The 13,480-nt window shown below is 69.8% G+C and carries 14 protein-coding genes; 7 read left to right on the top strand and 7 right to left on the bottom strand.

Going from position 1 to position 13,480, the window contains the following annotated elements; translation table 11 throughout:
- Positions 1-44: 44 nt before the first annotated feature.
- The 3 genes from AB0E56_RS16005 to AB0E56_RS15995 form a co-directional block, all read right to left on the bottom strand.
- A complete protein-coding gene (locus AB0E56_RS16005) occupies positions 45-548 on the bottom strand; it encodes a hypothetical protein (RefSeq protein ID WP_359800618.1) in 504 nt (167 codons plus the stop codon).
- Between the two features lie 196 nt (positions 549-744).
- Positions 745-1,641 carry a helix-turn-helix domain-containing protein gene (locus AB0E56_RS16000; RefSeq protein WP_359800616.1) on the bottom strand — a complete coding sequence of 299 codons (897 nt, stop codon included), beginning with the start codon at positions 1,639-1,641 and terminating at the stop codon, positions 745-747.
- Between the two features lie 164 nt (positions 1,642-1,805).
- Entirely contained in the window at positions 1,806-2,450 is a 645-nt protein-coding gene (locus AB0E56_RS15995; RefSeq protein ID WP_359800615.1) for a hypothetical protein, read from the bottom strand.
- Between the two features lie 256 nt (positions 2,451-2,706).
- Here AB0E56_RS15995 and AB0E56_RS15990 point away from each other — a divergent pair, with 256 nt between their 5' ends.
- The gene (locus AB0E56_RS15990; protein ID WP_359800613.1) at positions 2,707-3,819 is read left to right on the top strand and encodes a hypothetical protein; all 1,113 of its coding nucleotides are present in this window, start codon (positions 2,707-2,709) and stop codon (positions 3,817-3,819) included.
- On the opposite strand, the gene AB0E56_RS15985 is transcribed toward AB0E56_RS15990, so the two are convergent.
- The 4 genes from AB0E56_RS15985 to AB0E56_RS15970 form a co-directional block, all read right to left on the bottom strand.
- A complete protein-coding gene (locus tag AB0E56_RS15985; protein WP_359800612.1) occupies positions 3,810-5,273 on the bottom strand; it encodes a polysaccharide biosynthesis tyrosine autokinase in 1,464 nt (487 codons plus the stop codon). The two genes, AB0E56_RS15990 and AB0E56_RS15985, sit on opposite strands and share 10 nt — an antisense overlap.
- Positions 5,274-5,367: 94 nt before the next feature.
- Positions 5,368-6,138 (bottom strand): low molecular weight phosphatase family protein, encoded by a 771-nt coding sequence (locus AB0E56_RS15980; protein ID WP_359800610.1) that lies wholly within the window; start codon positions 6,136-6,138, stop codon positions 5,368-5,370.
- Positions 6,135-6,605, bottom strand: a complete 471-nt coding sequence (locus AB0E56_RS15975; protein WP_359800608.1) for a VanZ family protein — start codon at positions 6,603-6,605, stop codon at positions 6,135-6,137. Before AB0E56_RS15975 ends, AB0E56_RS15980 begins: the two co-directional genes overlap by 4 nt.
- A gap of 36 nt (positions 6,606-6,641) precedes the next feature.
- Positions 6,642-7,586: a Ppx/GppA family phosphatase gene (locus tag AB0E56_RS15970; RefSeq protein WP_359800607.1), complete on the bottom strand. Its 945-nt coding sequence runs from the start codon at positions 7,584-7,586 to the stop codon at positions 6,642-6,644.
- A 29-nt stretch (positions 7,587-7,615) separates the two neighbouring features.
- On the opposite strand from AB0E56_RS15970, the gene coaA reads away from it, so the two are divergent.
- The 6 genes from coaA to AB0E56_RS15940 all read left to right on the top strand — a co-directional run bounded on the left by coaA (position 7,616) and on the right by AB0E56_RS15940 (position 13,328).
- The gene (coaA, locus tag AB0E56_RS15965) at positions 7,616-8,569 is read left to right on the top strand and encodes a type I pantothenate kinase (RefSeq protein ID WP_359800605.1); all 954 of its coding nucleotides are present in this window, start codon (positions 7,616-7,618) and stop codon (positions 8,567-8,569) included.
- Positions 8,570-8,633: 64 nt separating this feature from the next.
- The gene (gene glmS, locus AB0E56_RS15960; RefSeq protein ID WP_359800604.1) at positions 8,634-10,481 is read left to right on the top strand and encodes a glutamine--fructose-6-phosphate transaminase (isomerizing); all 1,848 of its coding nucleotides are present in this window, start codon (positions 8,634-8,636) and stop codon (positions 10,479-10,481) included.
- A gap of 105 nt (positions 10,482-10,586) precedes the next feature.
- Entirely contained in the window at positions 10,587-10,946 is a 360-nt protein-coding gene (locus AB0E56_RS15955; RefSeq protein WP_359800601.1) for a holo-ACP synthase, read from the top strand.
- On the top strand, positions 10,943-12,049 hold the full coding sequence (gene alr / locus AB0E56_RS15950) for an alanine racemase (RefSeq protein ID WP_359800600.1): 1,107 nt from the start codon (positions 10,943-10,945) through the stop codon (positions 12,047-12,049). The genes AB0E56_RS15955 and alr overlap by 4 nt, the downstream gene beginning before the upstream one ends.
- The gene (gene tsaE, locus AB0E56_RS15945) at positions 12,046-12,528 is read left to right on the top strand and encodes a tRNA (adenosine(37)-N6)-threonylcarbamoyltransferase complex ATPase subunit type 1 TsaE (RefSeq protein WP_359800599.1); all 483 of its coding nucleotides are present in this window, start codon (positions 12,046-12,048) and stop codon (positions 12,526-12,528) included. Before alr ends, tsaE begins: the two co-directional genes overlap by 4 nt.
- Positions 12,525-13,328 carry a response regulator transcription factor gene (locus tag AB0E56_RS15940; protein WP_359800596.1) on the top strand — a complete coding sequence of 268 codons (804 nt, stop codon included), beginning with the start codon at positions 12,525-12,527 and terminating at the stop codon, positions 13,326-13,328. The genes tsaE and AB0E56_RS15940 overlap by 4 nt, the downstream gene beginning before the upstream one ends.
- Positions 13,329-13,480: the final 152 nt, after the last annotated feature.

Genomic DNA, 13,480 nt, shown 5'->3' with positions numbered 1-13,480 from the left:
GATCCGGCCGCTCCGTATGGCGCTGATTCAGGCGTCCCGCGCGATCAGGTGGCCGAGCAGAGGACGAGCGTCGAGCTCACGCTGCCAGCGGACTTGGCGCCGGTCCCGGAGTATCCGGCCGGCAGGGTCGCAGCGGCGTTCAGCGTGAAGGCGACGGTGATCGACAGCGTGGTGCGGAACGCGATCGTCGCGCCCGCAGGAAGCGCCGAGGTCAGGGTGATCTGACGGCTGGTGCCCGAGAGGACGTTGACCGTGGCGGTGCCGCCGGTCACGCTGAACACGCCGACGTTGGCGACGCCCGAGCCCGTGATCGTGATGGACGTGCCGACGGGCAGCGGGGTGGAGGGTCCCGCAGTGAGGGTGAAGCCGGGGCCGAGGAGCCCCAACGTGCCGCACGAGCCGTCGAGCGAGAATGCGCCGACCTCGACCACCGATGCGGCGGCGAGCGGCGTGGCGACCGCGGCGGCGATGACGGGGACCGACCATGCCGCGCCCTTGACGATCGTGCGGCGCGAGACGCCCTTGTTCTTCTGGATTTCCTCGGTCACGTGAGTGCCCTCCCTGTTAGATGCAGATGCGGTTGCCCGCGGTGTCGTCGAAGAGGCGACACGTTGTCTGCATCCCCCAGGAGCCTCTTCGTGACCTCAAGCTAGGGCGGCGGAAACCGTGCGGAAGGGCGTTCCGAGGAACTACGCGCAGGGTGCGCTCAACCTGCGCGGAATGAGTTTTCCGAAGGGCTCGCGCTCAGGCGCGGCGGGCGGCGCGAAGGGCGCGCGGAGTGCACGAGTAGGCGTCGTCGAGAGCCCGTCGCAGGCTCATCGGCGAGTGGAAGCCGGCGCGCTGCGCGATCTGGTCGATGCTCAGCACGTCGTAGCGGCTATCCATCAGGAGGGAGTGCGCGAGGCGGGCGCGCTGGCGACGGATCTCGCCCGCGACACTGTTCCCCGACTCGGAGAACACCAGCTGCAGCTGACGCAGCGACGACTGGACCTCTCGAGCCACGCGCGCGGGATTGAGCGCCGGGTCTCCGCACTGCTGGGCGATGACGGCGATCGCACGTTCACGGAGGACCTCGTGCGGGGTGCCCTGCCCGGTCACCGCACCGACACGGTCGAGCAGCATCGCGCCGCTCATCTCCATCACCAGCTGCTCGATCGCGTACTGCTCGATCGCGGATGCCTGGGCGTCGGCGTCGAGGAGCCCCGTGACGAACTGCTGCATGGACGTGTCGAGGAGCCTTCGCTCGGGGTAGACGTTGGCGTCAGGGGCCAGCGACGGGACGAAGGAGGCGATGGCGGACCGGGGCACGAGAGCGGCCGAGACCCGCCACGAGCCGGCCCAGCGCAGGCGCCGCGTGATCCCCTGCGGAGCGATGACGAGACCGCCCTCCGTCTCGACCCACGGCTCACCCTCGAGCCGCGACCACAGCGCCTGCGTCTCGACGAAAGCGAACACCGAATGCTCGGGATACACCGTGGCGGTGTCGATCGTGAGCTCCGAGGTCGCCCCGCTGATGCCGAGGAGCAGGACACCGCCGGAAGAGCGGACGCGGGAGCGCAGACCTGGTCTGTCTCCGACGCGGCGGATGCCATGCATGGCGAGCTCGCGGTCGTCGATGGAGCGGGCGATCTTGGTGTTCACAAACGCCTCCTTCGGAGGTCGGACTTCCGAGAGTACGACGACGGCCGGGAGATCATCCCGGCCGCCGATCGCTCTCGTTGCCCGAAAGGATATCGGTCAGCGGCCCCGGAACGGGGAATGATTGAACAAATGTTCAGCAGGCTTGGCGGAACGTGCCCGTCGGCTCAGAGGATCCCGGCCCCGACGGGCACGGTCACGGAACTCACCGCGGTGTAGGTGTCGGTGCCGAGGGTGACATTGAGTGTCACCGGGAAGCTCGCGAGAGCCGAGACGGCCACTCCGGTCGAGACCCCAGCGAGGCCGAACGCGATCGGCATCACCAGCGTTCCGTCGCTTGCGATCGTGATGGTGCGTGTGCCCGTCCAGGTCGTCAAGGGGAACCCGAACTGGCCGACGATCGGCGCCGTCTGGTACGCCGCGGTCCGCTCTCCGGCTGTGGTGGTGACGCCGTTCACGGACTGCACCCCGAAACCGCGAGCGCGTCCGACGGGGATGTTGATCCCTGCGGGACGACCGACGGTGACGCTGATGGTGGCGATCTCGGCCCTGCGGGCACCGCTGCCGTTCCTGATGGAGAACTCCGTCGGCAGGGTGACGAGGGCCTGGGCCGTGAGGGTGCCGCCGCCGTCGAGGAGCTGGAGCGCCGCCAGCGACGTGCTGGTTCCCGTCCACGCGACCGACGTCGGAGTGATGCTCGCCGCAGCGAGCGGGGTCGCCACGACGGCCGCCACGACCGGCACGGACCAGGCGGCGCCCTTCATGATCGTGCGGCGCGAAAATCCTGTGCTGTGCTGACTGTGTTCGGTCATACTGCGTGCTCCTCATTGATGCAGATGATGCTTCGTGCGTTACCGGTGAGGCGACACGAATCGTCTGCATCCCCCAGGAGCCTCCCCGTGCGAGTCAAGCTAGGCGCGCGATGAGCGGTGCATGCGGGGAATGCGCGAAAAGCGCGCTGTGCGCGTTCTTTCTGCGCGCATTGTGCTTTCGGCGTGATGTATCGCGAGATCTGACGTGCGAGCTGGGCGGATCGCCTCCGCGCGAATGCTGGATAGGCTTGCAGGCATGTCCGATCGCCTCCGAGTCGCCGCGATCGGCGTCGTCATCGACATCGAGATCGCCGCGCGCGGAGAAGCGTTCCTCGATCGGGCGCGGGCGGCCTGGGCCGACGCCGTAACCTCGTCGGAGGGGGAGCCCGAGGCCGTGGTGGCCGATCGGTCCGAGTTGGATGACGACGCGGCGCTCGCGATGCTCTCCACCGACGTGACGCTCGCGGCGCTCGCCGCGCGCCGCGGAGCAGACCTGTGGATGCTGCACGCCGCCGGCCTCGCCGACCGCGAGGGGAACGTCGTCGTGTTGAGCGCGGCCTCCGGCACCGGAAAGACCACGGCCGCACGGCATCTCTCACGCCGGTTCGCCTACGTCAGCGATGAGACCGTCGCGATCTCGGCGCACGGAGACGTCATCGCCTACCGGAAGCCTCTCTCCGTCATCCAGCCGGGCTCACCGCACAAGCTGCAGGTCGCCCCCTCGGCCATCCACACGAGCCATCCGCTGCCCGCGCCACTGCGGGTCGCCAGGATCGTCGTCCTCGACCGCCGCCCCGACGGGCCGGAGGTGCCTGAGGTCGAGCTGCTCGACGTCGCGACGGCGCTGGAGCTGCTGGCCCCGCAGACGAGCTACCTCAGCGATGCGCCGGCGCCTCTGCACCTGGTCCGGCATCTCTTGGACTCGACCGGTGGCGCCGTGCGCGTGAGCTACCGCGAGGTCGAGACGCTCGACCCGACGATCGACGCGATCCTTGCCACTGCGAAGCCGGGCGATGTCGCGCGGCCGCGCGCACAAGCGGCCTCAGCGGCGGAAGGGCCGGACGAGACTGTCGTGCCGGCGGCGACCGGGGGATACCAGCGCACTCCGGTGGTCGATGCGCTGGACCTCGAAGACGGGCGGCTCGCGGTGCTGCGTCGCTCCGCCGCGGGGAGCCGACTCCACGTCCTCGACGGCATCGGCCCCTCCGTCTGGGCGGCGGCACCGGGGCGCACGATCGACGAGATCACCGACGAGGTCATCGCCGCGCACGGCCGACCGGACGGAGCGGAACCCACGACGCTCGTGAGCGCAGCCGTCGCGCAGCTGGTCGCGGACGACCTGCTGCGGGCAGCCGAGCCTCAGACCTGAGCGGAACCTCGCCTGCGCACGCCGGGAGCGTGCTCGGCCTCGGTCGATTCGGCGTCGTCGTCCGTCTGCGCGTAGCGCTCGTAGGCGCCGTAGTACTCGCGGCCGTAGTACGCCGATTCCGCACCCTTGCGGGGCACGCGGTTCAGCACGACGCCGAGGACACGGCCGGTCGTGCGGGTGATCGAATCGATGGCACGCTGCAGCATGTCGAACGTCGTCTTCCCCGAGGAGACGACGATGAGCACGCCGTCTGCACCCGCGGCCAGCACCGCGGCGTCGGTCACCGGCAGCACGGGCGGGGAGTCCAGGATGACGATCGCCGACTTGCTGATCTCGGCCAGGAAGTCGCGCATGCGCTGCGAACCGAGCAGTTCACTGGGGTTCGGCGGGATGCGTCCGGCGCCGACGACCGCGAGCGGGACGTCTCGGGACGGGCGGTGCGCCACGTCCTGCAGCTCTGCGCGGCCGGCGAGCACGTCGGTGAGTCCGACATCGCGCGACATCCCGAAGATGTCGGCGATCACGGGGCGCCGGAGGTCGCAGTCGATCAGGATGGCCCACTGGCCGGCAGCGGCCAGGCTCGAGGCGAGATTGACCGACACCGTCGACTTGCCGTCTCCCGGCACCGAGCTGGTGACGACGATCACCCGTGGCGGATTGTCGACATCGATGAACTGGAGGTTCGTGCGCAGCTCTCGCATCGACTCGATCGTGTGATGCGAGACGCCGTGCTGCGACTCCAGCGAGAAGTCGATCACCTGGCGCTCATCCGACATCGACTTCTCGAGCGGCAGCGTGCCGATGACCGAGACCCCGGTCTCGCGCTCGATGTCACGCGGATGACGCACACGACGGTCGACCGTGTGCCGCACGAACGCGTACACGAGTCCGAGTGCGAGGCCGGCCAGGGCGCCGATGATCACGTTCAGACGCGTGTTCGGCGACGAGGGGCTGCTGGGCAGTCGGGCCGAGTCGCCGACGATGAGGGAGATCGCCGCGGGTGCCTCAGCCGTGCCGCCCTCGAGCTTCTCGATCTCGATCGCCATGCCGTCGAGCCAGGCCTGTGCGAGTGCCTGCGCCGACTCGGGGGTGGGCCCGGTGGCCGTGACCTTGAGCGCGGTGGTGTCGACCGGATTGGTCACCGTGACGCGATTGACGAGCACATCGGGAGAGGTCTCGATGTCCAGCTCGTCCATCGCGTGCTCGGCCACGGCGCGCCAGGAACCGAGATTGAGGTACGACTTGACCCTGCTCTGGGCGAGCTGGTTGCCCACGAGGGCGGAACCGCTCGTGCCGTCGCCGCCCACCGCCGTCACGATGCCGGTCGTATCGGCGGAGTACACGCGCGGCTGCAGCGCGCTCCAGCCGAACGCCGCCGCCGCGCCCACCAGGGTGGCGACGACGATGACGATCCAGTGGGCGCGCAGGATGCGCGCGTAGTCTCTCAGTTCCAACTCTTCATCTCCTCGCACATCCCGTGTGGAGCTCGGGACGCAGACATCAGAATGAGCATACGGTGAACGCCCGTGCGCCGGAGGTGGACACGGCTCACATGAGCGCGTCGCGCACGAGGCGCTCGACCTCGACCAGCGCCGGGGTCAGTTCCGCCGCCGAACGCGCGTAGGTCTCCCGGGATCGACGATACGGGTCGATCACGTCGTCGTCGTCGCCGGATGACGGTGTGAGCCCGCGCTGGTCGTTGACTGCGCGCAGGACGGCGGCGAGGCGCTCGCGAGGGGAAGCACCCGCGGCGTCGGCGGCCGCGCGCGCATCCGCGCTGCTGAGCGTGGAGGCGAGACGCGCGAACTCACGGACCGTGAAGGTGCGGCGGAGTCGACTCGGCATCATCTTCACCACGTGAGAGCGATGCTCGCGCGCCATCGTGAGGATCAGGTCCGCATCTTCGAGGAGAGGCTCGACCAGGTAGCGCGCCTGGTGGGCGGCCGCCACTTCAGGGTCGACCCCTTCCCTCGCCGCGAGTTCGAGGGCGGGCTCCGGCATGCCGTGGCCGACCAGGGCGTGAGTGCCCGCGCTGTGGACCCGCACACCGAGCGGTTCGAGCTCGGCGCGCAGCAGCACCTCCGCGAGCGGTGACCGGCAGATGTTGCCCGTGCACACGGTGAGGATCGTCAGCGGCGCCGCGGCATCACGCGCGTCGGGCGCACCCAGCAGAGCGGCGAGCGAAGCCGCTTCCGAGGGCGGAGCCGACTGGGGGGCAGGGGGAGGGGAAGGTTCTGCAGCAGCAGCGGCTTCCTGCATCTCCCGCCATTCCCGGCGGCTCATCCCGGTCGGCGGTCCGTCCTCATGCTGCGGTGTCACGCGACCAGCCTAGGCCTCCGTGGAGCCCGTCCCGGCAGCAACTGGATGACCAGCACCGCGATCATGCCGCCGACCAGGGTGCCGAGGCTGTTCGCGATCACGTCGGAGATCGTGGGGAACCGCGAGGGCATGAGGCCCTGCACCGATTCGATCAGCCCGCTCATGAGTGCGCCGATCAGCACGACATGCCACAGCCGCAGACGCGACCACGCGAGGGGGAGCAGCAACCCGACGGGCACGAAGAGCGCGACGTTCGCCAGGAACTCCAGGACGACGGCGCTCCGGGCGTAGGAGGCGATGCCCATGTCGGCGGACCAGTGGGCGAGGAAGCCGACGAGTCCGGTGACCTTCGCCGAGACGTTCGCCGGCAGCCAGACCGTGAACCCGACGAAGAGCAGGTAGACGACGAGCGCCACCCGGGCGGACACGGCCCCGGTGCGGACAGGAGCGGTGGTCGCTGATGGCATGTCCGCCATGGTAACGGGGGCGCCTCGGCGCGGTTCTCAGCTTCGGCCGTCGCTCCAGCTGAGCTGCTCGATGTACCGCAGGAGCACTCCCTCGCGCAGAGCCCACGGCGACACCTCGAGTTCGTCCACGTCGAGCGCGGTCATCGCCGTGTGCAGCGATACCGCCGCCGCCACGATCTGGAAGGTGCGGTCGGGGGTGATCCCCGGCAGCTCCTGCCGTGCGGACGCAGGCAGTCGGGCGAGCCGCGGGATCCATGAGCCGAGTGACGCACGAGGCAGCAGCATCCGCTCGCTTCCCGACCAGCCGGGCACGGGGTAGCCGACCAGTCGTGCGAGTGACCGGATCGCTTTGGACGAACCGACGACGTGATCCGGACGGGGGAGAGCGACGAATCGCGGCAGCACGGCGGCGAGAGTCGACTCGGCGTGTGCGCGCAGCCTCTCGACATCGCCCTCACCCGGCGGATCGTTCGGCAGGAACTGCACCGTCATACGCCCTGCGCCGAGGGGAACGGATGCCGCGGCGTCGGGCATCTCCTCCGCCCCCGCCGCGATCTCGAGCGAGCCGCCGCCGATGTCGAGGAGAAGCAGCTGGCCGGCCGACCAGCCGAACCAGCGTCGTACGGCGAGGAAGGTCAGCTCGGCCTCGGTCTCGCCGTCGAGCACCTGCAGCGGTTGCCCGAGCGCCGCCTCGATGCGGGCGATCACGTCGGCGCCGTTGCGCGCGTCACGCACCGCACTCGTCGCGGTGGCGAGGAGCGCGTCGACACGCTCGACCTCTGCGACGTGCCGCGCCTGGGCGACTGCGGCCTCGAGGGCGATCACGCCCTCCTCGGAGATCGCGCCATCCGGTGTGAGGTAGCGCATGAGGCGCAGCACCGTCCTGTCGCTCGTCGTCGCGAGCGGACGGCCACCGGGGCGCACGTCGGCCGCCAGCATGTGGACGGTGTTGGATCCGATGTCGAGGACTCCCAGGCGCACGGGAAGAGACTACTCGCGCCACGGTTACGATGTACTCCGTGACCACCGCCGACCCCACGCTGCCGCTGTCGCCCTACCGGGAGATCGGTCGTGCCGAGTGGGCGCGTCTCGCAGCCGGGCTCGATCAGCCGCTCACCGAGACCGAGGTCGTCGAGCTCCGCGGCATCGGCGACCGGCTCTCCCTCACCGAGGTGAGAGAGGTGTATCTGCCGCTGAGCCGGCTGCTCAGCCTCTACGCCACCGCGACGAAGCGCCTCGGCGCCGCGACGTCGGAGTTCCTGCAGGAAGACGACACGACCACGCCGTTCGTGGTCGGGGTGGCCGGCTCGGTCGCAGTCGGCAAGTCGACGATCGCGCGACTGCTGCGTGAGCTGATGAGCCGCTGGCCGGGGACGCCCCGAGTCGAACTGGTCACCACCGACGGCTTCCTCTACCCGAACGCCGAACTCGAGCGCCGCGGGATCATGGACCGCAAGGGCTTCCCCGAGTCGTACGACCGGCGCGCGCTGATCGAGTTCCTCACCGAGGTCAAGAGCGGTGCGACCGAGGTGCGCGCGCCCTTCTACTCGCACATGCGCTACGACATCGTGCCCGATGCGAACGTCGTGGTGCGGCGCCCCGACGTCGTCATCGTCGAGGGGCTCAACGTGCTGCAGCCTCCTCCTGCGCCGAACGACGTCGCGGTGAGCGACCTGTTCGACTTCTCGATCTTCGTCGACGCAGAGACCTCGCACATCGAGAAGTGGTACGTCGACCGGTTCCTCGCCCTCCGCCAGGCCGCGTTCAGCAATCCGTCCTCGTACTTCAACGTGTTCGCCCATCTCACCGACGACGAGGCCATCACCACCGCGCTCGGCTACTGGAACGAGATCAACATGCCGAACCTCGTCGAGAACGTGATGCCGACCCGGCATCGCGCGCGGCTCGTGCTGCGCAAGGGCGCGGATCACGACGTCGAGAGCGTCCTGCTGCGCAAGCTCTGACCGGCGCGTGAGTGCCGAATATTGTTCGGACGACTCGCAAAAAACCCGCCTTACTCTTGATCGCATGTGTGGAATCGTCGGATACGTGGGCCCGCGGCCCAGCCAGGACATCCTTCTCGCCGGCCTCGCCCGTCTCGAGTACCGCGGCTATGACTCCGCAGGGGTCGCCGTGATCGACGGCGACGGCTCGCTCGGCATGCGCAAGAAGGCGGGCAAGCTCGCCGTGCTGCGCGACTCCCTCGCCGACGCGCCGCTGCCCGACGGCTCGACCGGCATCGGGCACACCCGGTGGGCGACGCACGGCGGCCCGACCGACGGCAATGCGCACCCGCACCTCGCCGACGACGACAAGCTCGCCCTGATCCACAACGGCATCATCGAGAACTTCTCCGCGTTGCGCGAGGAGCTCCTCGCGGACGGCGTCGTGTTCCGCAGCGAGACCGACACCGAGGTCGCTGCTGCTCTTCTCGGACGCGAGTACGCGGGCAACGGAGGCGACCTCCAACTGGCGTTCCGCAGCGTCGTGAACCGCCTCGAGGGCGCGTTCACCCTGCTCGCGATGCACCAGGACCACCCTGGCCTCGTGGTCGGCGCCCGCCGCAACTCGCCGCTCGTGATCGGTCTGGGCGAGGGCGAGAACTTCCTCGGCTCCGACGTCGCCGCCTTCATCGAGCACACGCGCAAGGCGCTCGCCATCGGCCAGGACCAGATCGTCTCGATCACCCCGGACGCCGTCAGCGTCACGGACTTCGCCGGGACGCCCGTCGAGCCGGAGCCGTTCGACGTGTCGTGGGACGCGGCCGCCGCCGAGAAGGGCGGATGGTCGAGCTTCATGGCCAAGGAGGTCGCGGAGCAGCCGGAGGCCGTCGCGAACACGATCCGCGGCCGCATCCAGGACGGTCAGGTCGTCATCCCCGAGCTCGATGGACTCGACGAGCTCTTCGTCGGTATCAACCGCGTCATCATCACGGCCTGCGGCACGGCGTCGTACGCCGCGCTCGTGGGCAAGTACGCGATCGAGCAGTGGGCACGCGTCGCGGTCGACGTCGAGCTCGCGCACGAGTTCCGCTACCGCGACCCGGTGATCGGCGCCGACACGCTCGTCGTGTCGATCAGCCAGTCGGGCGAGACCATGGACACGCTGATGGCCGTGAAGTACGCGCGCGAGCGCGGTGCACGCACGCTGTCGGTGTGCAACACGCAGGGTGCGACGATTCCGCGCGAGTCCGACGCGGTGGTCTACACCCACGCCGGACCCGAGGTCGCCGTGGCATCGACCAAGGCCTTCTCGGCCCAGATCACCGCCCTGCTGCTGCTCGGCCTGCACATGGGCCGAGTGCGCGGCACGGTGGCCGATGCGTCCGTCGACGTCGCCGAACTGGCGGCACTGCCGGAGAAGATCGCGAAGGTCCTCGAGAGCGAGCAGGAGCACGTCACGCAGCTGGCCGGCTGGATGGCCGACACCCGCTCGGTGCTGTTCCTCGGTCGTCACGTGGGCTATCCGATCGCGCTCGAGGGCGCGCTCAAGCTCAAGGAGATCTCCTACATCCACGCCGAGGGCTTCGCCGCCGGCGAGCTCAAGCACGGACCGATCGCGCTGATCGAGCCGGGGCAGCCCGTGTTCGTGCTGGTGCCGTCACCCCGTCACTCGGCCCTCGTGCACTCGAAGGTCGTCTCGAACATCCAGGAGATCCGCGCCCGCGGCGCCCGCGTGATCGTGGTCGCCGAAGAGGGCGACGCCGCGGTGCTGCCGTTCGCGGACGAGGTCATCCACATCCCGCTCGCCGGTGCGATGTTCGAGCCGCTGCTCGCCGTCGTGCCATTGCAGATCTTCGCCATGGCACTCGCCACGGCGAAGGGGCTCGATGTGGACCAGCCGCGCAACCTCGCCAAGTCCGTCACGGTCGAGTAACCCGTCGCCGAGCCGCCCCGTCCCTGCACGCCGTCCGCGGCGAGACGCAGGGACGGGGCGCTGGTCTTCTCGAGGGCGGCCCGCCGGGGACAGTAGGCTGAACGGGTGATCATCGGTACCGGCATCGACCTCGTGGACATCCCACGGTTCGAACGGACGATGGCCAAGACCCCGCGCCTTCTGGAACGGCTGTTCGCCCCGTCCGAACGTACGCTGCGTCTTCCTTCCCTCGCGGCCCGGTACGCGGCCAAGGAAGCGCTGATCAAGGCGCTCGGCGGCTCGGACGGCGTGCACTGGATCGAGATCGAGATCGCATCCGAGGCCTCCGGGCGTCCGCATTTCGTCCTCAGCGGATCGACGGCCGCGGTCGTCGAGGAGCGGGGGATCGTCACCCTGCATCTGACTCTCACCCATGACGCGGGTCTCGCCGCCGCGTTCGTCGTCGCCGAAGGAGCTCCCCTGTGAACGCCCCGTTCCGCGAAGCGACCATCGAGCTCGACGCCATCGCCGACAACGTGCGGCACTTCCGCCGGCTCACCGGTGTCGAGGTGATCGCGGTCGTCAAGGCGAACGCCTACGGTCACGGTGCCGCTGCGGCCGCGGTCGCCGCGCTCTCCGCCGGCGCGACGCGGCTCGGGGTCGCCGAGATCGCCGAGGCCCTCGAGCTGCGCAGACAGGGCGTGCATGCGCCGATCATGGCGTGGCTGCACGCGCCGGGAGAGAGGTTCGAGCACGCCGCCGCGCAGGGCGTCGAGGTCGGGATCTCGTCGTTCGACCAGCTCGAAGCCGCTGCTGCCGTCGCCTCGGTCGACAGTCCCGTCGGCGTGCACCTGAAGTTCGAGACCGGTCTCTCGCGCAACGGCGTCGCTCCGGCCGACTGGGGGCGGGTGCTGGCCGAAGCGGCACGCCTCGAACGCGTCGGACGGCTGCGCATCGTGGGGCTGTTCAGTCACCTCTCGAACACCTCCGCGGAGGACGACAGGGCGGCCTTGGCGAAGTTCGACGAGGGTGTCGCTGCGGCCGCATCCTTCGGCATCCGCCCCGAGATCCGCCACATCGCAGCGACCGCCGCAGCGATCGATCTCCCTGAGACGCGACTGGACGCGGTCCGGATCGGCGTCGGGCTCTTCGGGCTCTCGCCGTTCGACGACCGGAGCTCCGCCGAACTCGGGCTGCGTCCGGCGATGACTCTCCGCGGCGCGATCGCCGCCGTGCGTCGAGTGCCCGCGGGAACAGGGGTGTCCTACGGCTACGCTCATCGCACGGACCGTGACACCACACTCGTCCTCGTCCCGCTCGGGTACGCCGACGGGGTGCCGCGGAACGCCTCCGGCCGCCTTCCGGTCTCGATCGCGGGACGCCGGTTCGTGAACGTCGGGCGGATCGCGATGGACCAGTTCGTCGTCGACGTCGGCGACACCCCGGTCTCGGTCGGCGACGAGGTCGTGCTGTTCGGCGACCCCACCCTGGGCGTCCCCTCGGCTGCGGACTGGGCGGACGCAGCGGAGACCATCAACTACGAGATCGTCACGCGCATCGGACCGCGCGTGCCCCGGCGGTCGGCATGAGCATCGACCCGGCCTTCCTCGGGCGCCGCGAGATCGCGACCTCCGATGCCATGGAGCAGCTCGGTCTCCGCATCGGCGAGCAGCTGGAGGCGGGAGACCTCCTCATTCTCACGGGGCCCCTCGGCGCGGGGAAGACCACGTTCACCCGGGGCCTCGCCGAAGGTCTCGGGGTGCGCGGACCCGTGCAGAGCCCGACCTTCGTGATCGCACGCACCCACCCCTCCCTCGTCGGCAGGGCGCCGCTCGTGCACGTCGACGCGTATCGCCTCGGCTCTGCGGCGGAACTCGACGACCTCGACCTCGACCTCGACGGATCGGTGGTCGTGATCGAGTGGGGACGCGGCATGGCGGAGGAACTGGCAGATGCGTGGTGGGACATCGAGCTCGAGCGTCCGGTCGGCGCGGACGACCTCGACCCCTCGGAGCTCGATGCCGACGCGCCGCGCATCGTGACGATCGTCCGCGAGGGGTCACCGTGACCGCGGCTGTGCACGAGGCGCTCGTGGCCGTGATCATCGAGGACGACCCGGGCGTACGGTCGCTCCTCGACGAGGTGTTCCTCGCCGCGGGGTTCGAGACCTTCCTCGCCGGCTCCGGACCGGAGGGCCTCGCGGCGATCGAGCAGCACCGCCCCGTCATCACGACGCTCGACATCAACCTGCCTGGCATCGACGGGTTCGAGGTCGCCCGACGCATCCGGCGGGTCAGCGACACGTTCATCATCATGCTCTCCGCGCTCTCCGACGAGTCGGATGTGGTCCTCGGCCTGTCCTCCGGGGCGGACGAGTACCTCGTCAAACCGTTCCGGCCGCGCGAACTGCGGGCGCGCATCGAGGCGCTGCTCCGGAGGCCTCGAATCGGCGAGCAACGGCCGCCGACCCCGGCGCGCCCTGCGGTCGAGAGCGAGCCTGCGGCGGACAGCACGACCGTGCTCACCTGGCGGGGGCGGGTGCATCGCGACCTCAGCCTCGACCTGGACACGCGTCTGGTGCTGGTCGGCCAGAAGCGGATCGACCTCACACCGACCGAGTTCGACCTGCTCGCCGCCATCCTCGACGCGAAGCTCAAGGTGCGCAGCAAGGCCGACCTGGCGCGCGGTCTGCGCGGAGCGCCGGAAGGCTCGAAGGAGTACGTCAGCGAACCGGACAAGCGGGCGATAGAGACGCACATCGCGAACCTGCGACGCAAGCTCGGCGACAGCTCGACCAGGCCCCGTTACATCGAGACGGTGCGCGGAGTCGGTTATCGGCTCACTGCCGTCGATGACCCGGCGAGCTGACCGGGGCGGGACCGCGGCTCCCCAACCGCGGTCCCGTGTGCCTGCGAATCCCCACTCGCGTGGCCCCAGCGTCTGCGTTCTTCCCCAGTCGCAGTGTCGGCCCCCACTCAGAATGCTAGGGCGGCGGGGACACCTGAAGAGCGGGGTTGCCC

The sequence above is a fragment of the Microbacterium sp. NPDC028030 genome (assembly GCF_040637855.1).
In the GTDB taxonomy this organism is placed as follows: domain Bacteria; phylum Actinomycetota; class Actinomycetes; order Actinomycetales; family Microbacteriaceae; genus Microbacterium.
The sequence above is the reverse complement of the archived record's forward strand: the minus strand, read 5'-3'. Positions and strand labels throughout refer to the sequence as shown.

Bases quoted from the DNA above. Each gene is read 5' to 3' on its own strand.
- tsaE (WP_359800599.1), top strand. From the start codon at position 12,046: ATGAGCATCGACCCGGCCTTCCTCGGGCGCCGCGAGATCGCGACCTCC.
- AB0E56_RS15990 (WP_359800613.1), top strand. From the start codon at position 2,707: ATGTCCGATCGCCTCCGAGTCGCCGCGATCGGCGTCGTCATCGACATC.
- AB0E56_RS15975 (WP_359800608.1), bottom strand. From the start codon at position 6,605: ATGCCATCAGCGACCACCGCTCCTGTCCGCACCGGGGCCGTGTCCGCC.
- coaA (WP_359800605.1), top strand. From the start codon at position 7,616: ATGTACTCCGTGACCACCGCCGACCCCACGCTGCCGCTGTCGCCCTAC.
- glmS (WP_359800604.1), top strand. From the start codon at position 8,634: ATGTGTGGAATCGTCGGATACGTGGGCCCGCGGCCCAGCCAGGACATC.
- AB0E56_RS15995 (WP_359800615.1), bottom strand. From the start codon at position 2,450: ATGACCGAACACAGTCAGCACAGCACAGGATTTTCGCGCCGCACGATC.